General features: G+C 37.2%; 21 protein-coding genes. All 21 read left to right on the top strand.

Annotated elements, in window-relative coordinates; all coding sequences use genetic code 11:
- Positions 1-155: 155 nt before the first annotated feature.
- On the top strand, positions 156-383 hold the full coding sequence (locus tag ACQV2R_RS05585) for a Veg family protein (RefSeq protein WP_428873206.1): 228 nt from the start codon (positions 156-158) through the stop codon (positions 381-383).
- A gap of 106 nt (positions 384-489) precedes the next feature.
- The gene (pth, locus tag ACQV2R_RS05580; protein ID WP_428873208.1) at positions 490-1,056 is read left to right on the top strand and encodes an aminoacyl-tRNA hydrolase; all 567 of its coding nucleotides are present in this window, start codon (positions 490-492) and stop codon (positions 1,054-1,056) included.
- 60 nt (positions 1,057-1,116) lie between these two features.
- Positions 1,117-4,683: a transcription-repair coupling factor gene (gene mfd / locus ACQV2R_RS05575; protein ID WP_428875355.1), complete on the top strand. Its 3,567-nt coding sequence runs from the start codon at positions 1,117-1,119 to the stop codon at positions 4,681-4,683.
- A 16-nt stretch (positions 4,684-4,699) separates the two neighbouring features.
- The gene (locus ACQV2R_RS05570; protein WP_428873211.1) at positions 4,700-4,963 is read left to right on the top strand and encodes an RNA-binding S4 domain-containing protein; all 264 of its coding nucleotides are present in this window, start codon (positions 4,700-4,702) and stop codon (positions 4,961-4,963) included.
- Between the two features lie 62 nt (positions 4,964-5,025).
- On the top strand, positions 5,026-5,409 hold the full coding sequence (locus ACQV2R_RS05565) for an FtsB family cell division protein (protein ID WP_428873212.1): 384 nt from the start codon (positions 5,026-5,028) through the stop codon (positions 5,407-5,409).
- Positions 5,410-5,445: 36 nt separating this feature from the next.
- Complete coding sequence (locus ACQV2R_RS05560) at positions 5,446-5,970, top strand: S1 domain-containing RNA-binding protein (RefSeq protein WP_428873213.1); 525 nt, start codon at positions 5,446-5,448, stop codon at positions 5,968-5,970.
- Between the two features lie 82 nt (positions 5,971-6,052).
- Positions 6,053-7,510 (top strand): tRNA lysidine(34) synthetase TilS, encoded by a 1,458-nt coding sequence (tilS, locus tag ACQV2R_RS05555; protein WP_428873214.1) that lies wholly within the window; start codon positions 6,053-6,055, stop codon positions 7,508-7,510.
- Between the two features lie 69 nt (positions 7,511-7,579).
- On the top strand, positions 7,580-8,122 hold the full coding sequence (gene hpt, locus ACQV2R_RS05550) for a hypoxanthine phosphoribosyltransferase (RefSeq protein WP_428873216.1): 543 nt from the start codon (positions 7,580-7,582) through the stop codon (positions 8,120-8,122).
- An 82-nt stretch (positions 8,123-8,204) separates the two neighbouring features.
- Positions 8,205-10,259 (top strand): ATP-dependent zinc metalloprotease FtsH, encoded by a 2,055-nt coding sequence (gene ftsH / locus ACQV2R_RS05545; protein WP_428873218.1) that lies wholly within the window; start codon positions 8,205-8,207, stop codon positions 10,257-10,259.
- Between the two features lie 64 nt (positions 10,260-10,323).
- A complete protein-coding gene (gene hslO, locus ACQV2R_RS05540; RefSeq protein ID WP_428873219.1) occupies positions 10,324-11,199 on the top strand; it encodes an Hsp33 family molecular chaperone HslO in 876 nt (291 codons plus the stop codon).
- Positions 11,200-11,284: 85 nt separating this feature from the next.
- On the top strand, positions 11,285-12,796 hold the full coding sequence (gene lysS / locus ACQV2R_RS05535; RefSeq protein WP_428891933.1) for a lysine--tRNA ligase: 1,512 nt from the start codon (positions 11,285-11,287) through the stop codon (positions 12,794-12,796).
- A 111-nt stretch (positions 12,797-12,907) separates the two neighbouring features.
- Positions 12,908-13,483: a TMEM175 family protein gene (locus ACQV2R_RS05530; RefSeq protein WP_428873222.1), complete on the top strand. Its 576-nt coding sequence runs from the start codon at positions 12,908-12,910 to the stop codon at positions 13,481-13,483.
- Between the two features lie 111 nt (positions 13,484-13,594).
- Entirely contained in the window at positions 13,595-13,888 is a 294-nt protein-coding gene (locus ACQV2R_RS05525) for a GNAT family N-acetyltransferase (protein WP_428873224.1), read from the top strand.
- 199 nt (positions 13,889-14,087) lie between these two features.
- Positions 14,088-15,179, top strand: a complete 1,092-nt coding sequence (locus ACQV2R_RS05520; RefSeq protein ID WP_428875352.1) for a hypothetical protein — start codon at positions 14,088-14,090, stop codon at positions 15,177-15,179.
- Between the two features lie 136 nt (positions 15,180-15,315).
- Positions 15,316-15,516, top strand: coding sequence for a hypothetical protein (locus tag ACQV2R_RS05515; protein ID WP_428891932.1), 201 nt, complete (start codon positions 15,316-15,318; stop codon positions 15,514-15,516).
- A gap of 20 nt (positions 15,517-15,536) precedes the next feature.
- A complete protein-coding gene (locus tag ACQV2R_RS05510) occupies positions 15,537-15,917 on the top strand; it encodes a hypothetical protein (protein ID WP_428891931.1) in 381 nt (126 codons plus the stop codon).
- 391 nt (positions 15,918-16,308) lie between these two features.
- On the top strand, positions 16,309-16,722 hold the full coding sequence (gene rpsL / locus ACQV2R_RS05505; RefSeq protein ID WP_258436774.1) for a 30S ribosomal protein S12: 414 nt from the start codon (positions 16,309-16,311) through the stop codon (positions 16,720-16,722).
- 38 nt (positions 16,723-16,760) lie between these two features.
- Positions 16,761-17,231, top strand: coding sequence for a 30S ribosomal protein S7 (gene rpsG, locus ACQV2R_RS05500; protein ID WP_090289529.1), 471 nt, complete (start codon positions 16,761-16,763; stop codon positions 17,229-17,231).
- Between the two features lie 79 nt (positions 17,232-17,310).
- On the top strand, positions 17,311-19,401 hold the full coding sequence (gene fusA, locus ACQV2R_RS05495; RefSeq protein WP_428873229.1) for an elongation factor G: 2,091 nt from the start codon (positions 17,311-17,313) through the stop codon (positions 19,399-19,401).
- A 141-nt stretch (positions 19,402-19,542) separates the two neighbouring features.
- A complete protein-coding gene (gene tuf / locus ACQV2R_RS05490; RefSeq protein ID WP_428873231.1) occupies positions 19,543-20,730 on the top strand; it encodes an elongation factor Tu in 1,188 nt (395 codons plus the stop codon).
- A 122-nt stretch (positions 20,731-20,852) separates the two neighbouring features.
- Positions 20,853-22,067 carry a mechanosensitive ion channel gene (locus tag ACQV2R_RS05485; RefSeq protein WP_428875349.1) on the top strand — a complete coding sequence of 405 codons (1,215 nt, stop codon included), beginning with the start codon at positions 20,853-20,855 and terminating at the stop codon, positions 22,065-22,067.
- Positions 22,068-22,104 lie beyond the last annotated feature (37 nt).

Raw genomic sequence — 22,104 nt, 5'->3', positions numbered from 1 at the left:
GTGGGACATTTTGATTTGTGTTCTCTTGAGACATTATCATTTACGTTTAACACAAGACGATAATGTTAGACGATAATACAATTGCAAGTTATTCTTACTTATGTTATATTGTAAAATTTAAGAATTTGTGATATAATATGGTATGAGGTGATAAGATGCCAAAAGACCTGATTGAAATCAAGTCAATGCTTGATGGAAGAGTTGGAGAAGAGATTGTTGTAACTGTTCAAATGGGGCGTAAGAAGAAACGAGAGCGTCGTGGAACACTTGCTGAAACTTATCGGTCAATTTTTATTGTTGACTTAGATGAGGAAGACAATGTGGATCGTGTATCATTTTCTTATCGAGACATATTAACTAATGCGGTTGAAATCGAATTTTAAACTTTCAAGTTTTAAAGAGGCTTACTTGTTATTGAGTAAGGCTCTTTCTTATTTTGTGATGCAAGCTATGGTATAATTAATTGTATATCTTATGGAGGTGTCGCTCTTGAAAATGATTGTTGGTCTCGGTAACCCAGGTGAACGTTATGCCAATACGCGACATAACGCTGGCTTTGAAGCAATCGATCGTTTAGTAGATAAAGAAGGCTTAAACTTTACTGATCAAAAATTTGATGCAGATTTTACCATTTGGCGGAATCAATCAGATAAGATTTTATTAGTTAAACCCTTTACCTATATGAATAATTCGGGACAAGCTGTTTTACCCTTAATGTCTTATTATGGTATTGCGGTAGAGGATTTAATAGTAGTCTATGACGATTTAGATCTCGAACCAGGTCGTATTCGCCTTCGTGAAAAAGGTTCTGCCGGTGGGCATAATGGCATGAAATCGATTATTCATATGCTTGGAACGAATGACTTTAAGCGTATAAGAGTTGGGATTGGCCGTCCACAAGCAGGTTGGAAGGTCATTGATCATGTTTTAGCTCCTTTTGATAAGGACAGCTTACCACTTGTTACTCAAGCAATTGATCATGCAGCGAATGCTTTAACAGACTGGGTTGGTGGAAAACCTTACAGTGAAGTAATGAATTTTTATAATAGAAAATAATCATGGAGTAAGGATATCCCTGCTTCATGTTTTTGTGTTGGATGTATAAGGAGAGATTTGATGTTAGATAAGTTGCAAACGGCAGCCTTTGATCAAAGTATAAATACTATAAATAAAGCAAATAATTCTAATCTTCCTCATTTAGTGACGGGTCTAGATGGTAGTGGGAAAGCAATATATATCGCTAAACTATATCAAGAGGCTCCGAGTCAAATGATTATACTGGAAAGCAATCCGAATCACTTAATCCAAATGTTTGAAGATCTTTCCAGCTTGCTACCTAATGTCGCTATATATTCTTTTCCTGCGGAAGAGAGTTTGGCGCTAGAATATTCTACAGCTTCTCTAGAAGGTCGGGCGCAAAGAGTAGAATGTTTACAAGCCTTATTGAGTAAAGAGCCTGTTATTGCTTTAACCAATGTGTCTGGTATTCGTAAGCGACTTTCGCCAGTTGAAGATTGGTTAGCCAACCAATTGGAATTGACGATTGGTTATGAGATTGAAAGAGAAGACTTAGAAAATATTTTATTTGAACTAGGTTATCAAAAAGTAGCAATGGTTATGACCCCCGGGGAGTTCTCTGTAAGGGGGAGTATCATTGACTTTTATCCTCTAACCGCTCCCTCTCCTATTCGCTTAGATTTCTTTGATGTGGAACTCGATTCTATCCGTTACTTTGATGCAGAAAGCCAAGTTTCAAAGAAAAACCTTCAAACGATAAAGATTGAACCTGCTACTGATGTGCTATTTACTAAAAAACAACAAGAAAGTATTAAAGAGCAATTGGATGAAGCAATTAAGAAGGCGAGTAAAAAAATCAAAGATGAAGAGATGAAACAAAAGCTAAAGCAATTTATGGGTGAGCAGCTTGAAGGTTTAAACCATAATCAAACACTTGATAAGAGCCAAGCTTTTTTATCTTTTTACGATCCTAAGGGGCATTCCCTTTTGGATTATATGCATGTTTCAGGGCGTTTAGTAGTCAATGAGTTCTCAAAAATTCATCAAGAAGAAATCCAATTAATTGAGCATGATCAATTTTGGTTGGAACAGGAAACCTTAAAGGGTCATCTATTTCCCAATCAACCATTAAAGTTATCAGCATTCGATCAAATTAATCAAAGTAAGCATGCAGTCATCTTCTTTGATTTGATTCAAAAGAGTATGGGCAAGCAGGCATTAGCTAGTATTCATCATTTTTCTTACCGGACAATGAATGCCTTTTATCATCAGATGCCATTAATAAAAGCAGAGATAGATCATTGGTTGAATCAAAATCAAAATATTCAAATTATTGTTGAATCAAAAAAGCGGGCCGAAAAGGTGCGGCAACTATTTGCTGAATATCAAATTGATCCGATACATATCCAAGAACAAGATGATTTTCTGCCAGGCCAGGTAAACCTGCTCATTGGAAACCTAAGCCATGGCTTCGAGTTACCAAATGATAAATGGGTTTTACTGACTGAAAAAGAATTGTTTAATCGTATGAAGAAGAAAGTGATTAAACAACAAAAACTTTCTAATGCTGAGCGAATAAAATCTTATAATGAACTGGAAACTGGCGATTACGTGGTCCATATTAATCATGGGATTGGCCGCTATACTGGAATGGAAACCATGGAAATTGCTGGTTCCCATCGTGATTTACTAGTTATTGAATACCAAAATAACGCCAAAGTGATGGTGCCCATTGACCAATTGCATCTTATTCAAAAATATGTTGCCTCTGGTGAAGCTAAAACACCTAAAATTCATCGTTTAGGTGGTACAGAATGGACGAAAACTAAGCAAAAAGTTTCAAGTAAAATTGAAGATATTGCGGATGAGTTGATTGAACTCTATGCTAAACGTGAAAAAGATAAGGGCTTTGCCTTTAGTGAAGATAGTCCTGAACAGCAAGAGTTCGAAAATGCTTTTCCTTATGTAGAAACGCCTGACCAGCTACAATCAGCTTCAGAAATAAAGAAAGATATGGAAAAAGAAAGACCGATGGATCGTTTATTAATTGGGGATGTTGGTTATGGAAAAACTGAGGTAGCCATGCGAGCCATTTTTAAGGCGGTGATGGATGGTAAGCAAGTAGCCTTCTTGGTGCCAACAACTATATTGGCTCAACAACATTACAATTCATTGATTGAACGATTCGCTGATTATCCATTCAATATCAGGATGCTTAGTCGTTTTGTGACCAAGACTAATCAAAAAGAGACAATCAAAGACTTAAAGGTAGGCGCTTGTCAAATTGTAGTGGGAACTCACCGGATTTTATCGAAAGATATTGAATTTTTAGATTTAGGCTTATTAGTCGTCGATGAGGAACAGCGTTTTGGTGTGAAACATAAAGAGCGATTGAAGCAATTAAGATCGCAAGTGGATGTTTTAACATTAACAGCTACTCCAATACCTCGAACTCTTCATATGTCGATGATTGGAGTGAGAGATTTATCTGTGATTGAAACACCGCCGAGTAATCGTTATCCTGTCCAGACCTATGTAATGGAACGGAATGAAGGGGCCATTAAATCTGCCTTGGAACGTGAGATTGCTCGCGGAGGACAGGCCTTTTATCTTTATAATCGTGTAGCTACTATCTATCATCGTGCAGAAGAACTCGCTCAATTAGTTCCTGAGGCACGTGTTGCGGTTGCTCACGGTCAAATGAGTGAAATTGAATTAGAAAATGTTCTATATGACTTTGTTCAAGGAGACTATGACTTATTAGTGACGACTACTATTATTGAAACGGGAGTCGATATTCCTAATGCCAACACTTTATTTATTGACCATGCAGATAAAATGGGCTTATCCACTCTTTACCAATTAAGAGGAAGAGTGGGGCGAACCAATCGACTCGCTTATGCTTATTTAATGTATGATCCTATGAAGCAATTAAGTGAAGTCAGTGAAAAACGACTGAATGCCATTCGTGAATTCACCGAATTGGGATCTGGTTTTAAAATTGCTATGCGCGACCTTTCAATTCGTGGAGCAGGCAATCTTTTAGGGGCACAACAATCTGGCTTTATCGATTCCATCGGGTTTGATTTATATTCTCAATTATTGAAAGAAGCGGTCGACAAAAAGCAAGGTAAAGAAAACCAGCAGGCAGTATTCAATCAAAGTGATACTGAAATTGACTTAGCCATTGATGCCTATCTACCTGCTAGTTATATTGAAGATGAACGCCAAAAAATTGCAGCTTATAAAGCTATCCAACGAATTGATTCCTTTGATTCTTATCGCGAGGTTCAAGATCAATTAATTGATCGCTACGGTGAATACCCTGACCAAGTAGCTGACTTATTAGATATCGCTTTACTCCGGTATTTAGCTAGTCAAACGGGCATGCTTACTATTAAAAGGCAGCACCAATATGTCGTTTTGACTTTCAGCGAAGAAGCCACACAATTTTTCTATGGCCCTAATATTTATCAAGCCCTGCAGGATGTTCAAGCGAGAGAAACAGTCACTAAACCTAAAGATCGAATGCTGGTTAAATTGACCATTCAAGGAAAAGAGAGTTATGAAATTTTAAGTCTCTTAAAGAAATTATTAGAGCAAGCCTATCAAATTAAGCAAAATTATCAACAGCGTCAAAAAGATTTAAATCATGCACTAAAGTAAAAAGGAGTATTAAAGTATGCGTTTAGATAAATTTTTAAAAATATCGCGAATTATTAAGAGAAGAACCGTAGCTAAAGAAGTAGCAGACCAAGGAAGAGTTCAGATTAATAGTCAAGTTGCTAAATCAAGTTCGACTGTCAAAGTAGATGATGAAATAACCATTACTTTTGGTAACCGTGTAATGACAATAAAGGTAAAAGAATTACAAGAGTCAACTAAAAAAGAAGACGCAGCGAAGATGTATGAATTAATTAGTGAAGAATTCACTAAAATTAATTAAAAACCAAATATTATAGGGTGCATTCTTATTAAATTACTGCTATACTCAAAAATGAGAGAGTGGTGAAAAAATTGAATGAAAAAAATAATCAGTCAGCCAATCGTAAAATCATCCCCTTTGATCAAAGCGCAGGTCATATAAGCCCTTCAAAAAGCAAACAGGAGTCTTTATTAAAGTATATAGCGTTTTCAGTAGGGGTCTTTTTGACTTGTTTATCGCTTTTCTCGCTTCTTCAAGCGCTTCATAAGCAAAGTGAAGTCAACAGTCAATTGGTTCAAGCGGAAGAGAGATTGAATAAGGTTAAAGCGGAAAACAAGCAGGCAGAAAAAGAGTATATTTTATCAAAAGACAAAGATTATATTGCCAAATTGGCCCGCAAAGATTACTTTTTTTCAAAAGATAACGAAATAATCTTCGATCTAAACGAAGAGTCAAGTGAACAGTAAAAAAATTAAAGTATTAATAGGAGGAAAAAGAATTATATGGCGGTAGAAGTAGGACAAAAAGTTACAGGTAAGGTTACAGGAATCAAAAATTTTGGAGCCTTTGTTGCCTTAGATAATAATCAATCAGGATTAGTCCATATAAGTGAAATCTCAGATGGGTTTGTTAATGACATCAACGAAGTATTATCATTGGGAGATGAAGTCACCGTGAAGGTGGTTTCGGTAGCTGATGATGGAAAGATCGGCTTATCAATACGCCAAGCAGTTGATAAACCAGCCAACTCTTATCAAGATAAAAAGAATAATGATGGGTCTACTGCCAAGTATCGTAAACCAAAAGAAGCTGCTCGTCGCAATTTCCATCAAGAATATCCAAAAGTTCCGCAAGGCAAGGGTAACTCTTATCCTAACCAAAATGTTTCTGGTAAATATGCTCAAAAAAACAATGATGATTTCGATCAATTAATGAGTAATTTCTTGAAAGATAGTGAAGATCGTTTAATTTCACTGAAACGTAATACTGAAGGAAAACGAGGCGGACGTGGTGGACGCCGTAGTTAATTGATAAAATATTGCCGACTGCAATAGACCTTAGCCAGTCTATTTGCAGTCTTTATTTTGAACGAGGCAGAGGTGGTAAGCTATGGAAGCAACCTTTCGACAATTTAAGAATAAAGTAGAATCTTGGCCCGGTTGGGAAGAATGCAAAACGATTGTTTTAGCTATTTCTGGAGGTGTTGATTCGATGGTTCTCCTCCATTTAATGATAGAGTTGGTTCAATTAAATGAATATAGGGATCGGCAATTAGTAGTGGCTCATTTTAACCATCGACTAAGATCCCCCGAAACTCATGATAAAGAACAGACCCTAGTTGTAAACACGGCTAAGAGTCATCAATTGGTTTACTTTGTATCTAAGTGGGAGAGTCCAAGCAAGTCAAATATTGAAGCAAATGCTAGACAAGCACGTTATCAATTTCTAGCTGATGTTTTAGATGCTAGTAAAGGGGACTGTTTAATGACCGCCCATCATCTAGACGATGCTGTTGAAACTATGTTTATGCGAATGATTCGAGGGACTTCGTTAAAAGGATTGACGGGAATACGTGATAATTATCAAAGAGTCATGAAAGCTAGTAATAATGAAATTACTGTGACAGCCTTGATGCGTCCTTTAATTAATTTTAGAAAAGCAGAGCTCTATCAATACGCTGAGAACCACCAGATTGTTTACTATGAAGATGAAAGCAATCATGAAACAGAATATTTAAGAAATCGTATTCGCAAGCAGTACTTACCTAAAATTGAACTTGAAAATCCGCAATTTTATCATAATTTATTTGCGATGCAACAACAGCTGACCTCTTCCTACCAAGCACATTATGAGACTTATATGTGTCAAGAACCATTATTATTAGCTAAACTTGAAGACAAGCGTTGGGCCTTTGATGTTAAAAAATGGCGTGAATTGTCTGATGATTTTAGAGAAGTCTTTTTGACCATTTTTTTCGAAGAGCGCTTTATAGAAGTGGCTGGTCAATATGATAAAGAGGCTATCAGTCACTTGCTGGATCAAATTTTAAATACTGAAACACCAAATTACCGCTTTAATTTAGCTCCAGGATGGGTGTCGCGTCGAGAATATGATTACATCTTTATCGAGCCGGAAGAAAGAAAAGCACCAGCTCTTTCTGATTATCGAGTGGACTTATCTACCAATAATAAGTGGTTTAGCCTAGGGAATGGGCTATGGATTGGTCTTTTCAACCGCTCTTTTGTTAATAATCAAATGCGTAAGGCAGTAGATGATTTCTTGGCACTTGACCTATCAGAAGAAGAGAATCCCCCCGCCTTTCATATTCGTCATCGTCAAGACGGGGATTTGATTGAGTTGAAGTCAAGCAAAGGAGCTTATCACAAGAAAATTTCTAGAATCTTAATTGATGAAAAAATCCCTTCATCCGTAAGAGATAAAATTTGGTTAATTGTTAATGACACTAACGAAGTGATTTGGATGATTGGTCATCAGAGTTCCTCTAAGTACCAACCACAAAAACCAGAAAATATTACACATTACCTTTTGATTCAAAAGATGTACTAAAAAGGTGCAAGAAAATAAAGAGTTATGTTAAAATACATTAATACACTTTGAGAAAGAAAAGGAGTCAATATGTTAGAACAAGATGTTTTAAAAGTACTTGTAACAGAAGAAGAATTACGAGCTACTGTCCAACGACTAGGTAAAGAAATTACAGCGAATTACCAAGGGAAAGAAGTGCTGGTAGTAGGTATCTTACGTGGAGCCGCTCTTTTTATGGCAGATTTAATCCGTCAGATGGATTGCTATGTAGAAATTGACTTTATGGATGTTTCAAGTTATGGATCAGCTACAGAGTCTTCTGGTGAAGTCAAAATAATAAAAGACTTGAATAGCAGTGTAGAAGGCAAGGACATCTTAATAGTCGAAGATATTATTGATACTGGAAGAACTTTAAAGTATATCATGGATCTACTAAACTTTCGTAAAGCCAATTCTATCAAAATATGCAGTCTACTAGATAAGGCAGAGCGTCGTATAGAAGCAGATGTCAAAGTAGACTATGTCGGAGTTGAAGTTCCTAATGAGTTTGTAGTAGGATATGGACTAGATTATGATCAAAAATATCGTAATCTACCTTATATTGGGGTCTTAAAAGCTGAAATCTATTCTTAAAATAGTCAGTGAGACTAATTATTTTTATCAAAAGATTAAGTATATTTTTAATCAATAATCGAAGTTAAGGAGAAAGAAACGAATGCAAAAACCTAATCCAAATCGAAATCCCTTTCGAAATCCCTTTCGAAACACCCTCGTTTATATTTTAATCGGTTTGGCTATTTTAGGCGGCTTTAGTTTAATGACAGATGGTGGATCGTTTTTAAATTCTACTAAAAAGATCACGATATCTGAATTTGTTCAACAACTTGAAGCCGATAAAATTGCTGAATTTGAGATGCAACCGGGAGCAGGAGTTTATCATGTGAAAGGTAAGTATCAACCGATAGAAGCTGAAAACAAAACGAGTGATAAAGCGGTTGAAGTCATCAAAGGTGATAGTAAAACTCAATTGTTTGAGACAGATATCTTACCAAATGATTCGACCATTAGCCAAGTGACTGAATTAGCCAAAGAGAAAAATGTAAAATTTAAATCAATGCCGGAGTCTTCAGCAGGTATTTGGTTAAATTTTTTACCTATCCTACTATTACTGATTCCTAGCTTTTTCTTGATGTATACCATGATGCAAGCTAGTGGTGGTGGCGGAAAGGGTGTCATGAACTTTGGTAAGTCTAAGTCTAAAGATGTCTCAAAACAAAAAGTCAAAGTTAGATTCTCTGACGTTGCCGGTGCCGATGAAGAAAAACAAGAGCTAGTTGAAATTGTTGAGTTTTTAAAAGAGCCTAAGAAGTTTACAGCTCTAGGTGCAAGAATACCAGCTGGAGTGCTTTTAGAAGGACCTCCAGGTACAGGTAAAACCTTACTTGCAAAAGCCGTTGCTGGTGAAGCAGGTGTGCCTTTCTTCTCAATCTCAGGTTCTGAGTTCGTCGAAATGTTTGTTGGGGTGGGAGCTTCACGTGTCCGTGATTTATTTGAAAATGCAAAAAAAGAAGCACCAGCTATTATTTTTATTGACGAGATCGATGCTGTAGGCCGACAAAGAGGAGCAGGTATGGGTGGGGGCCACGATGAACGTGAGCAAACACTTAACCAACTGCTTGTTGAAATGGACGGCTTTGAAGGAAATGAAGGTGTCATTGTTATGGCTGCGACTAACCGTTCAGATGTCTTGGACCCGGCTCTTTTACGTCCTGGGCGCTTTGACCGTCAAATACTAGTAGGTAATCCAGATGTTAAAGGCAGAGAAGCCGTGTTGAAAGTTCACTCTCGTAATAAAAAGTTAGCTTCTGATATTGACTTGAAAGTGATTGCTCAACAAACACCCGGTTTTTCAGGAGCCGATTTAGAAAATCTTTTAAACGAAGCAGCTTTAATTGCAGCCCGCTTTGACCGTAAAGAAATTACAGCGCCTGATTTAGACGAAGCACATGATCGTGTGATTGCAGGACCTGCTAAAAAAGATGCTGTCGTTTCGGAGCGTCAAAGAAAAACGGTTGCTTACCACGAAGCAGGACATACTGTAATTGGTATGGTTTTAAGTGAAGCCCGTACAGTCCATAAGGTGACTATCGTTCCACGTGGTCGTGCAGGTGGCTATGCTATTATGCTTCCTAAAGAAGATCAATACATTGTTACCTATAAAGAATTATTTGAGCAAGTTGTAGGTCTTTTAGGAGGTCGTGCGGCGGAAGAAATTGTCTTTAACCATCAGTCAACAGGAGCCAGTGATGACTTCCGTCAAGCGACAGCTATAGTACGTAGTATGGTGACTCGTTACGGGATGTCTGAAACAATTGGAACCGTTCAATATGAGAGTGATAGCCAACCATTTGCAGGACGTCGCTATGGTACAGAAGACCATACCTCTTATTCTGAGCAAGTGGCTTATGAAATCGATAAGGAAATTCACCGTATTATGAAGGAAGCTTTAATGGAAGCTTATCGTATTATTAATGAGCACCGAGAACAGTTAAATCTGATCGCAGAAAAGCTCTTAGAAGTTGAAACCTTAGATGCTCGCCAAATTAAAGCTCTTTTTGAAACAGGTGAAATGCCTAAATTAGATGAAACGGAAGCAGCAGAAGTTGTGGAAGATCCATCTGACTTTGAAGAGTCTAAACAAAAATCTTTGGAAGATGACCCTAAAGAAAATTCTAACGAAGATTTGGATTCAAAGGACGAAGTCAAATAGTTAAGTTAAAAGACAGGCCCTCGCCTGTCTTTTATCATCGAATGAAATAGAAAGAAGGGAAAAAATGAAAGGGCAGTTAATCAAAGCATTAGCTTTTGATGATCAAATACGCGTATTTGTAGTAGATGCGACGGACTTAGTTAAGCGAGCACAAGAAAAACATCAAACGTGGCATACGGCTACAGCTGCATTGGGGCGAAGCTTGGTTGCTACAGCACTCTTGTCAGCCAATCTAAAAGGGGATGACCGCCTGCTTGTTCAGATTAAAGGTAATGGTCCTTTAGGATTAATCTCTTGTGATGGCGATACCCAAGGTCGAATTAGAGGGTATGTATCAAATCCGAACGTGGCTTTAGAGTTAAATAGTAAAGGCAAGTTGGATGTAGCGAGAGCGGTTGGGCTTCCTGGTAGTTTGAAGGTCAGTAAATACCTTGCGGATTCAGAAGCTTTTACTGGCCAAGTTGAGCTTATTTCAGGTGAACTGGGCGAAGATTTTACTTACTATATGGCAGTATCGGAACAAACTCCCTCTTCTATTGGCTTGAGTGTGCTTGTCAATCCAGATGAATCAGTTCAATCAGCTGGGGGCTTTATGATTCAAGTTTTACCTGGGACATCTGACGAAGTGATTGATCAACTGGAAACAAGGATTAAGTCGCTTGGTTCGCTGTCAGAGTTAATCGACGGATCAGAAGCGATTACAGATCTTTTGGATTCATTAGTTGGATTGAATAATAGCCGAGTTATTTCGCAGCAACCAGTTGAATTTTATTGTCCATGTAGTAAAGAGCGCTTTCGTAAGTCACTTGCAGTTTTGGATTCTAATATGTTACAGCAAATGATTGACGAGGATAAGGGAGCAGAGGTTATTTGCCAATATTGTAGTGCGACTTATCAATTTAGTGAAGAAGAATTAAAAGCGATCTTAGCTAATCAATAAGATCGCTCTATTATCACCATGACAAACTGAACGACTTCATGTAAAATGAAAGGGACAGTATAAAGAAATAGTGGGAGGAAAGCCAATGTCTGATGTAAAAGATAATCCAGAATTTGAAGAATTAAATGACCAGTTAGTAGTCAGAAGACAAAAGATGCAAGAAATGTCTGAAGCAGGAGTCAATCCTTTTGCTGCAGGATTTGAACGCAGTGACTATTCAAAGGCTTTAATTGAAAAGTATGATCACTTATCCAAAGAAGACTTGCAAGAAAAAGAAGCGATTGAAGTTTCTATTGCTGGCCGTATCGTTTCTAAGCGCGGAAAAGGAAAAGCAGGTTTTGCTCACCTGTTAGACATGAAAGGTAAGTTGCAGATTTATGTTCGCCAGGATCAAGTGGGTGAAGCTGCCTTTACTTGGTGGAACGCTGCCGATTTAGGAGATATTGTGGGGGTTCGCGGCAACTTGTTTAAGACAAAAACAGGGGAACTTTCAGTTAAAGCAAAGGAGTTTATTCCTTTAACAAAAGCTTTAAGACCACTACCTGATAAATTCCATGGTTTGACAAACGTTGAACAGAAATATCGCCAACGTTATTTAGACCTAATTGCCAACGAAGAAAGTTTTGATCGCTTTGTCAACCGTTCAAAGATTATTCGCGAAGTGAGACATTATTTAGACGATTTAGATTATCTAGAGGTTGAAACTCCTGTCTTACATAATCTAGCAGGTGGAGCGTCAGCTAGACCTTTCATTACACATCATAATGCATTAGACATGGAACTATACTTACGGATTGCTTTAGAATTACATTTGAAGCGTTTAGTAATAGGCGGTATGGAAAAAATATACGAAATCAGTCGTGTCTTCCGTAATGAAGGAATTGATACTACCCATAACCCTGAATTCACTATGATTGAAGTGTATACAGCTTATACAGTTTATACGGATATTATGGACTTAACAGAAGGGTTGATTCGCCATGTTGCCAAGAAAGTCTTAGGGACTGCTATGATTGATTATGATGGTAAAAAGGTAGATTTGGAAACGCCGTGGGCACGTCGCCATATGGTTGATTTAATTAAAGAAGAAACCGGTGTCGATTTCTGGCAAGAGATGACTCTAGAAGAAGCTAAAGCTTTAGCTAAAGAACATCAAGTCCCAGTTGAAGACCACGATTTGTCAGTAGGACATATTATTAATAACTTCTTTGAAGAAAAGGTAGAAGATACATTAGTTCAGCCTACTTTTGTTTATGGACATCCGGTTGAAATTTCACCATTGGCTCGAAAAAACGAAGAGGATCCACGTTTTACCGACCGCTTTGAATTGTTTATTGTTGGTAAAGAATATGCGAATGCCTTTACAGAGTTAACGGATCCAATTGATCAAAGAGAACGTTTTGAAGCTCAAATGGCAGAAAAAGATGCTGGAAATGACGAAGCGCATCCAGTTGACGAAGATTTCTTAGAAGCATTAGAGCACGGAATGCCTCCAACTGGTGGCTTAGGAATTGGTATTGACCGTTTAGTAATGTTATTAACGGATTCACAATCCATTCGTGATGTCCTCTTATTCCCAACATTAAGAAATAATTAAGAATTGAATTGATTAAGAAATTACCACAAACTGGATAGAGATTTGTTTGTGGTGTTTCTTTTGAAATAGTTAAAAATCTAAACCTCTCAACATTAAATAAAGGAGAATACTATGAATACAAGTAGAGCAGAAGCGTTTAGCGATGGAGTTTTAGCAATTGTTATTACTATCATGGTTTTAAAATTACAACCCCCAGCTAGTTTAGACCTAGCTGGATTGAAAGAAATATATCCGACTCTATTAGCCTATATACTAAGTTATGCATATGTGGGGATATACTGGGCCAATCATCATCATTTATTAGCCGTTTTAAAAACAGTCAATGGTAAAATTTTATGGCGTAACTTATTTTGGCTCTTTTTTATGTCTTTGATACCAACTTTCACGGAATGGATGGGCTTAAACCCTTCTGTTAAACTACCAGCCTTTTTTTATGGATTCATCTTACTAATGTGTGCTGTTTCTTATAATATTTTACAAACAGAAATTATTCGGGTGAATGGCAAGGATTCAGATTTAGCTAAAAAGATTGGTAAGGATTTCAAAGGGAAAGGTTCGATTGTTTTTTATATTCTTGCTTTGATTTTCGCTTTTTATCAGCCTCTAATTTCTTATCTAATATATGTGGCGATAGCTTTATTATGGATTATTCCAGATAAGCGACTAGAAAGCACCTTTTATAAATAGTCTTTCATTTATTTCTACGAATTTTTAAATATTGATATGGCAAATCATATTTTTTTAATTTTTGCGATTAATAGGTTATTATAGAATTAACACAATTAAGGAGGGCTAGTAATGGAATTTTTAAGAGAAGACCATGCCATTGTTTTACGTAATGAAGAAAACGAGATGATTGCCGAGATAACTTATCGAGATACTGATGATGAAAAGTTAGTGGTGGCTAACCATACCTTTACTTCAGATAGTCTTAGAGGTCAAGGAATTGCTGGTAAGCTTTTAGATGAGTTAGTAGCAGATATGCAACAGCAAGGTAAAAAAATATATCCCAGTTGTCCATATGTCATTAGAAAATTTGATGAGGAAGCAGAAAAATATAGGCATATAGATGCTCGTAAACACCCAGCTTAACAGTTGCTAATCATATAACCAAAAGTAGTTTCATCTACTTTTGGTTTTTTTAAGGTCTTTAATTAGACAATAAAGCGCTTCCGTGATAACCTTTTAATTAGTAGGTCTATTTCAAATATTTTAATAGTAAGTTGGAAAATACAGTGCTTACGACCTAAGTATTGATTTTATTTACAAAATATAGAAAGGAAGGATCAAGATGAGTTACAGTTTTATTGCAAATTTAAGAGAGTTACAAAGTCAAAAAGATTTGATGCGCCTTTCCCTTTATATGCCTACTAATCGTGGAGGTTTAAATAGGCAAGAAGACCTGATTCAATTTAAAAATCTAATTCAGCAAGTTAAATCTAAGCTGGAAGAAGTTGATAAAGATGAAGCAAATAAGATTTTAAAAGAAATTGAAAGAATTCGAAACGATAAAAATTTTTGGGATCAAACTAAAGAAGGTCTAGCCCTTTTTATCAGTCCTAAAGATGTTGAAGTTGCCTATTTACGTAATGAATTTAAACCTTCGATTCATCTAGGAAATGAATTTTATCTTTTACCTTTATTGGCTTATTATGAGGAACTTCATGAAGTAATCATTGCAGATATATCTAAAGATTCGGTGGATTTTTTTGATGCCAACCAGTTTAATGCCGAAGCCCTTACTCTAGACCCTGCGATTGAAGTGAAAGACTTTTCAGAGATTTATGATGATTTAGACGCTGACTCTCAAGTCAATGTACACTCTTATGGCGGACGTCAAGAGCCTGGTATGCATCATGGACACCGAGCTACTCCAGAAGAAAAAGATCTAGATCGCGCAAAATATTTCAATTACTTGCATAAAAAAATGCAAGAAGTAGCTAAACATTATCACCGGCCAATTTTATTAGCAGGAACAGTTGAGAACATAGGCCATTACAAAAAAGTTAATGAAAACACCGCTATTTATTATGATTCAACAATCGACAAACCCTTCCAATCCATGGATGCTAAAGCGAAAACCAAACTTTTAAAAGAGACCCTTAGTCAAAATCAGCAAGAATTCGCAAAAGAAAAGATTGATCAAATTGAAAAAGCTCGTAATCAAGGGAAAGTCATTCATGATTTTGAAGAGATTAAAGGGCTGATCCATGAAGGGCGTATCGAAGAATGGGTGATTCAATACTTTACAGACAACTTATTAGATGGAGAGGCTTTAAATCATTGGGTGATCAAAGCCATGGATCAAGGGGTTAAAATTTCTCTCGTTTTGGAAAAAGTTGAAGGGATTAAACAACAGTTTTCTGCTCTTTTAAGGTACTAAAAAAGAGATGAATTTATCCCTTTATAGCAAAAGATTACCAAACATTTTGGGCCATGTAATAGAATGAAAGCGATGCATGATTCCATAGTTATGCATCGCTTTTTAATTGCTTAAATAGATAGAGGAGTGTTTCTATTTGAATCGAAAGACATTGACGATAGCTTTTGCCTATGTGGGAGTAGTAACAGGGACGAGACTGACTTCAGGCCAAGAGCTACTGCAATGTTTTATTAGGTTTGGTTCTGTTGGCCTATTCGGCCTATTCTTGGTAGGGCTCATGCATGCCTTAATGGGTGGCTATTGTCCGGAGCTAGTTTGCAGCAGCAATTTAATTTAAAAAGCATTTGGGGTAGCGCCTTGTGTGTTCTATTAGTTTTGATTATTGCATCCTTTGATTTTGAAAAATCCAACAAATTATTGTTTTTTTACGCCGGTCTTAATTATTTTATTATCCTAGTTTTTATCGATACTTTATTTAACTATCGGTTTGATTTTGAAAAGATTGAAGTGATGAGTCAAGAACTCAATCAGCTTTTCCCTTCGATAATTTTGCCTAGCTTAAACTATTTTTCAATGTGTTTTATAACGGGTTTTTCCATGGCAGTTGTTATCAGTGGTGATGCCCTGCGCCTTCAGTTTACTTTCGCTTGTGCGCATCGCCTATCTAGTAAGCAACCCGACAAGTTTTATACCTACTATGTAGCAGTTACTTTAGCGGGGTTTGCTCTAAGTTTTTAGGATTTAAAGAATTAGTTGCTAGCATGCATCCTATTTTAGGCTTTATTTCTGTCAAGGATCGCTCCGCTTTCCTCTTTGACAAAAGTAAAGAATTTGAGGGCTAGACGCTAAGACATAAGCATGCCCATTTAGAAGCACCTTGTGTAACATATGTTTGACAACTCTAGAAAAGTTTTTAAAATATATGCGAAATTTAATTGACGAGGAAAAAACTACATGGTAAGATAATAAAGGTGTTTTTATTGACAGATACCTGAAACTCAGTCGTGCTGACTGCTATAGATTCACCCTGAAGCGCAGTTTTGAAAATTTCAAGCCTGCGGAAAATTTATATTTATAAATGACACACTTGGATGTGTGGACTAAGAAAATAATGGAAGGAGGACTTTTGATGCCAACAATTAATCAATTGGTTAATAAACCTCGTAAATCAAAAGTAAGTAAATCAAATTCACCCGCATTAAACGTAGGTTACAACAGCTTCAAACGTTCTAACACAAAAACAATGTCTCCGCAAAAACGTGGGGTATGTACACGTGTAGGGACTATGACTCCTAAGAAACCGAACTCTGCTTTACGTAAGTATGCCCGTGTTCGTTTATCTAACCTTATGGAAGTAACAGCTTATATTCCAGGTGAAGGCCATAACTTGCAAGAGCACAGTGTGGTACTAATCCGTGGCGGACGTGTGAAAGACTTACCAGGGGTACGTTACCATATCGTTCGTGGAGCGCTGGATACTGCCGGTGTTAATGACCGTAAGCAAAGCCGTTCTAAATACGGTACTAAGAAACCTAAATCATAATTATAACAATCACCGATTTTTCGAAAGGAGGAGTTTAAATGACTCGTAAAGGGAATATTCCTAAACGTGAAGTGTTACCAGATCCAATTTATAATTCTAAAGTAGTAACTCGCACAATCAACCGTTTAATGGTTGACGGTAAGCGAGGTAAAGCATCATCTATTTTATATAGTGCATTTGATGTAATCCGTGAACAAACAGGCCAAGATCCAATGGAGGTTTTCGAACAAGCCATTGAAAACATCATGCCATTATTAGAAGTTAAAGCTCGTCGTGTTGGGGGTTCTAACTATCAAGTACCAGTTGAAGTAAGACCTGAGCGTCGTTATACTTTAGCGATTCGTTGGTTAGTGACATATTCTCGTTTACGTGGTGAAAAAACCATGGAACAACGTCTAGCACGTGAAATTATGGATGCAGCAAACAATACAGGTGCTTCTGTACGTAAGCGTGAAGATATGCATAAAATGGCAGAAGCTAACAAAGCCTTTGCGCATTATCGCTGGTAAGATTTATAATGGTATTGTTAACTTAGTGATTCTTTGTTAACAGATAATGATTCAAAAAAGGAAAGAGGGGTAAATATACATGGGAAAAAGAGCATTTTCTCTTGAGAAAACTCGTAACATTGGAATTATGGCCCATATAGATGCTGGTAAGACAACGACTACTGAACGTATCTTGTATTATACCGGTAAGATCCATAAGATCGGTGAGACCCACGATGGTGGAGCTCAAATGGACTGGATGGAGCAAGAGCAAGAACGTGGTATTACCATTACTTCTGCTGCAACAACAGCTCAATGGAAAGAACACCGTGTAAATATCATCGATACACCAGGACACGTGGATTTTACGGTTGAGGTTGAACGTTCATTACGTGTATTGGATGGAGCGGTTGCCTTATTAGATGCTCAATCAGGTGTAGAACCTCAAACTGAAACAGTTTGGCGTCAAGCTACTACCTATGGAGTACCTCGTATTGTATTTGTTAATAAAATGGACAAAATGGGAGCTGACTTTGAATATTCACTAAGAACCCTTCATGAGCGCTTAGACGCAAATGCAGTAGCTATGCAAGTTCCAATCGGATCTGAAGATGAATTCAAAGGAATCGTCGATATTGTTCATAAAAAAGCATATATTTATAATAACGATTTGGGGACAGAAATAGAAGAAACAGATATCCCAGAAGAATATCAAGAAAAAGCTGCTGAATATTATACAACTTTAGTTGAAGCAGTAGCTGATACTGATGAAGAAATTATGATGGCTTATCTTGAAGGGGAAGAAATTCCTGAAGATGTTTTGAAAAAAGCTATCCGTAAAGCAACAGTTAATGTTGACTTATACCCAGTCTTCTGTGGTACAGCCTTCAAAAACAAAGGGGTTCAATTATTACTAGATGGTGTTATTGATTACTTACCAAGTCCACTAGATGTTCCACCAATTATTGGTTTCGAACCAGGAAGTGAAAAGGAAATTGAACACCATGCGGATGACAGTGAGTCATTTGCAGCTTTAGCCTTCAAAGTTATGACAGACCCATTCGTTGGTCGTTTAACTTTCTTCCGCGTTTACTCAGGAACATTGGCATCTGGTTCATATGTTCAAAACGCAACTAAAGATTCGCGTGAGCGTGTAGGTCGTATCTTACAAATGCACGCTAACTCTCGTGAGGAAATTGCTGAAGTATTCTCGGGAGATATTGCTGCAGCTGTTGGTCTTAAGAATACAGGAACTGGAGATACTTTATGTGACCCAGATAACTTAGTTATTCTTGAATCAATGGAATTCCCTGATCCAGTTATTGAGGTAGCGATTGAACCTGATTCAAAAGCTGACCAAGATAAGATGGGCTTAGCCTTAGCTAAGTTAGCTGAAGAAGATCCAACCTTCCGTGCTTCAACTGACCATGAGACTGGTCAGACAATTATTGCCGGAATGGGAGAATTACACTTAGATATCATCGTTGACCGCTTAAAACGTGAATTTAAAGTTTCAGCTACGGTTGGTGCACCACAAGTTTCTTACCGTGAGACCTTCCGTGCCGCGACACAAGCTGAAGGTAAATTCGTTCGTCAATCAGGTGGTAAAGGTCAGTATGGTCACGTATGGATCGAATTTGAACCAAATGAAGAAGGCGCTGGCTTTGAGTTTGAGAATGCGATTGTTGGTGGGGTTGTTCCTCGTGAATACATTCCAGCAGTAGAAGCAGGATTGAAAGATGCGATGGAAAATGGTGTCCTAGCAGGATTCCCATTAGTAGATATCAAAGCTAAGCTTTACGATGGATCTTATCACGATGTTGACTCTTCTGAAACAGCTTATAAGGTTGCGGCTTCAATGGCACTTAAGGCTGCTGCTAAGAAAGCACAACCTTCAATCCTTGAACCAATGATGGCTGTTGAAGTAACAGTTCCTGAAGAATATTTAGGAGATGTTATGGGACACGTGAACTCTCGCCGTGGACGTATTGAAGGTACTTCAACACGTGGAAACGCACAAATTGTTAAATCATTCATTCCTTTATCAGAAATGTTTGGCTATGCAACGACTTTACGTTCTTCAACTCAAGGACGTGGTACATTTACAATGCAATTCGACCACTACGAAGATGTTCCAAAATCAATCGCTGAAGAAATCATCAAAAAATACGGTGGGTCTTCAGAAAATTAATCATAAGCAATAAAGGCTTATTAAGAAGAAAGACCAAGGTTAAGGGAAATATCCGTTGAATTCACTTCAATATCTTTGGTATAATAATTTTGATAGATTACATAATCTATAAACACTTTAAAATTAGGGGGATTTACTCAAATGGCAAAAGAAAAATACGAACGTACGAAACCGCATGTTAACATTGGTACTTTAGGACACGTTGACCACGGAAAAACAACTTTATCAGCTGCAATCGCGACTGTATTAGCTAAAAACGGATTCGGTGAAGCTAAGGACTATGCTTCAATCGATAACGCTCCAGAAGAAAAAGAACGTGGAATCACAATCAACACTTCTCATATCGAGTATGAAACTGCTAACCGTCACTATGCACATATTGACGCTCCAGGACACGCGGACTACGTTAAGAACATGATCACTGGTGCTGCTCAAATGGACGGTGCGATCTTGGTTGTATCTGCAGCTGATGGCCCAATGCCACAAACTCGTGAGCACATCTTATTATCGCGTCAAGTAGGAGTTCCTTACTTCGTAGTCTTCTTAAACAAAGTAGACATGGTTGACGATGAAGAATTATTAGAATTAGTTGAAATGGAAGTTCGTGACATGTTATCAGAATACGACTATCCAGGAGATGACATTCCAGTAATCGCAGGTTCTGCTCTTAAAGCTTTAGAAGGCGATGAAGCTTATGAAGCTAAAGTATTAGAGCTAATGGAAGAAGTAGATGCATATATTCCAGAACCAGAGCGTGACACTGACAAGCCATTCATGATGCCAGTCGAAGACGTATTCTCTATTACTGGTCGTGGTACAGTTGCTACAGGACGTGTTGAACGTGGACAAGTTCGTGTAGGTGACGAAGTTGAAATTGTAGGTATCGCTGAAGATACTATGAAGTCTACAGTAACTGGTGTAGAAATGTTCCGTAAGATGTTAGACTATGCTGAAGCAGGGGACAACATTGGTGCATTATTACGTGGAGTTACACGTGATGATATTGAGCGTGGACAGGTATTAGCAGCTCCAGGAACTATTACTCCACATACTAAGTTCGAAGCGGAAGTATATGTACTTTCTAAAGAAGAGGGTGGACGTCATACACCATTCTTTACTAACTATCGTCCTCAATTCTACTTCCGTACAACTGACGTAACAGGTGTTGTAGAATTACCAGAAGGAACTGAAATGGTTATGCCTGGTGACAACGTATCTATGACAGTAGAATTAATTCACCCAATCGCTATCGAAGACGGAACTCGTTTCTCAATTCGTGAAGGTGGACGTACTGTAGGTGCAGGTACTGTTACTAAAATTAATGCTTAATTAAATATTAAGAACAAAAGCCAAGCAAAATACTTGGCTTTTTTATTTTAGATTAATGTTTGTTGTATCAAGCTTAATCATGCTATACTAAAAGTAAATAAAATTTAGAAAGGGGAATGACGATGGATTTTAACAGTGTTGTTAGCTCTATTCCTGGAATAATAGGCTCATTACTTTTATTAATAGCAGCATTGATTTTGGCGCATTTTGCGAGAAAATATGCGATTAAGGCTATGGAGAGTATCGACTTTGACTTGAAACTACAAAAATGGGGGTTAGCTAGAACCGATGAGGAATCTAATGCCTTCTTAGAAACAATAGGCACTTTATTATATTTTATTATTGTACTTTTCTTTGTACCTTTCATTTTAAATGGATTAGGATTGGCAGGGGTTGTTGATCCAATATCTAATATGTTTGCGAAGTTTTTTGCTTACATTCCAAACATTATTGCAGCCGTTTTAATTATATTCATTGGCAACTTATTCTGTAAGTTTGTTAAACAGTTAACGCAAAACTTACTAGAAGGTTTCAATTTAGATAAGTGGTATAGTAAGATGACGGGGCAGGAAGAAAAAGAAAGAGTCAATGATACACATCTAGCTGAAGTGTTTTCGACCGTTGTTTATGTCTTAATATTTATTCCGATTTTAACAGTGGCCCTTGAAACACTAGGTATTCAGACTATTTCAGCACCGATTGTCGGTGTATTAAACTCTGTAATGTCAGCAATTCCAAATATAATTGTGGCAGTTATTCTTGTTTTTGTCGGTGGCTTCATTGCAAAATTGTTAGGTGATTTATTAGAAAGTCTATTAAAGACATCTGGTATCGACCAATATTCAAAATATTTAAATTTTAAAGGTGAAAGCCATATCCAAATTTCAAGCGTGATTGCTCAAGTGGCTAAATCACTATTACTTATTTTCTTTATTGTCGAAGCTATTTCAGTTCTTAACTTAGAAGTATTAAATGCGATAGGCACTTCTATTATTGCCTACATCCCTGATGTAATAGCTGCAGCGTTAATCTTAGCGGTAGGAGTAATAGGTGGTAATATTCTTGCAAGCTTTTTGAAAGAAGTTTCTGGTAGTAAAGTATTTGGAGAATTTGTTCGTTATGCTATTATTGTATTGGCGATTTTCATGACATTGAACCAATTAAAGTTTGCTCCAACAATTGTTAACGCGGCCTTTATTATTATTCTTAGTGCGGTAGCTGTTGCCTTCGCTCTTGCAGTTGGAATAGGTGGTAAGGATTTTGCTGCACGTCAACTAGAAAATATTGAAAAAAGCATTGAACACGAAGAAAAAGAAGAAGAACAGCAAAGATTCTAAAACTAATCAAAACAAAAAGCTCGCTATTCTTAATTGA

The organism is Facklamia sp. P12937, from assembly GCF_050409505.1.
Lineage (GTDB): Bacteria > Bacillota > Bacilli > Lactobacillales > Aerococcaceae > Facklamia.
This window is presented reverse-complemented; position numbering and strand designations above follow the sequence as displayed.

Bases quoted from the DNA above. Each gene is read 5' to 3' on its own strand.
- ACQV2R_RS05585 (WP_428873206.1), top strand. From the start codon at position 156: ATGCCAAAAGACCTGATTGAAATCAAGTCAATGCTTGATGGAAGAGTT.
- mfd (WP_428875355.1), top strand. From the start codon at position 1,117: ATGTTAGATAAGTTGCAAACGGCAGCCTTTGATCAAAGTATAAATACT.
- ACQV2R_RS05570 (WP_428873211.1), top strand. From the start codon at position 4,700: ATGCGTTTAGATAAATTTTTAAAAATATCGCGAATTATTAAGAGAAGA.
- ACQV2R_RS05560 (WP_428873213.1), top strand. From the start codon at position 5,446: ATGGCGGTAGAAGTAGGACAAAAAGTTACAGGTAAGGTTACAGGAATC.
- tilS (WP_428873214.1), top strand. From the start codon at position 6,053: ATGGAAGCAACCTTTCGACAATTTAAGAATAAAGTAGAATCTTGGCCC.
- hpt (WP_428873216.1), top strand. From the start codon at position 7,580: ATGTTAGAACAAGATGTTTTAAAAGTACTTGTAACAGAAGAAGAATTA.
- ftsH (WP_428873218.1), top strand. From the start codon at position 8,205: ATGCAAAAACCTAATCCAAATCGAAATCCCTTTCGAAATCCCTTTCGA.
- hslO (WP_428873219.1), top strand. From the start codon at position 10,324: ATGAAAGGGCAGTTAATCAAAGCATTAGCTTTTGATGATCAAATACGC.
- lysS (WP_428891933.1), top strand. From the start codon at position 11,285: ATGTCTGATGTAAAAGATAATCCAGAATTTGAAGAATTAAATGACCAG.
- ACQV2R_RS05530 (WP_428873222.1), top strand. From the start codon at position 12,908: ATGAATACAAGTAGAGCAGAAGCGTTTAGCGATGGAGTTTTAGCAATT.
- ACQV2R_RS05525 (WP_428873224.1), top strand. From the start codon at position 13,595: ATGGAATTTTTAAGAGAAGACCATGCCATTGTTTTACGTAATGAAGAA.
- ACQV2R_RS05520 (WP_428875352.1), top strand. From the start codon at position 14,088: ATGAGTTACAGTTTTATTGCAAATTTAAGAGAGTTACAAAGTCAAAAA.
- rpsL (WP_258436774.1), top strand. From the start codon at position 16,309: ATGCCAACAATTAATCAATTGGTTAATAAACCTCGTAAATCAAAAGTA.
- rpsG (WP_090289529.1), top strand. From the start codon at position 16,761: ATGACTCGTAAAGGGAATATTCCTAAACGTGAAGTGTTACCAGATCCA.
- fusA (WP_428873229.1), top strand. From the start codon at position 17,311: ATGGGAAAAAGAGCATTTTCTCTTGAGAAAACTCGTAACATTGGAATT.
- tuf (WP_428873231.1), top strand. From the start codon at position 19,543: ATGGCAAAAGAAAAATACGAACGTACGAAACCGCATGTTAACATTGGT.
- ACQV2R_RS05485 (WP_428875349.1), top strand. From the start codon at position 20,853: ATGGATTTTAACAGTGTTGTTAGCTCTATTCCTGGAATAATAGGCTCA.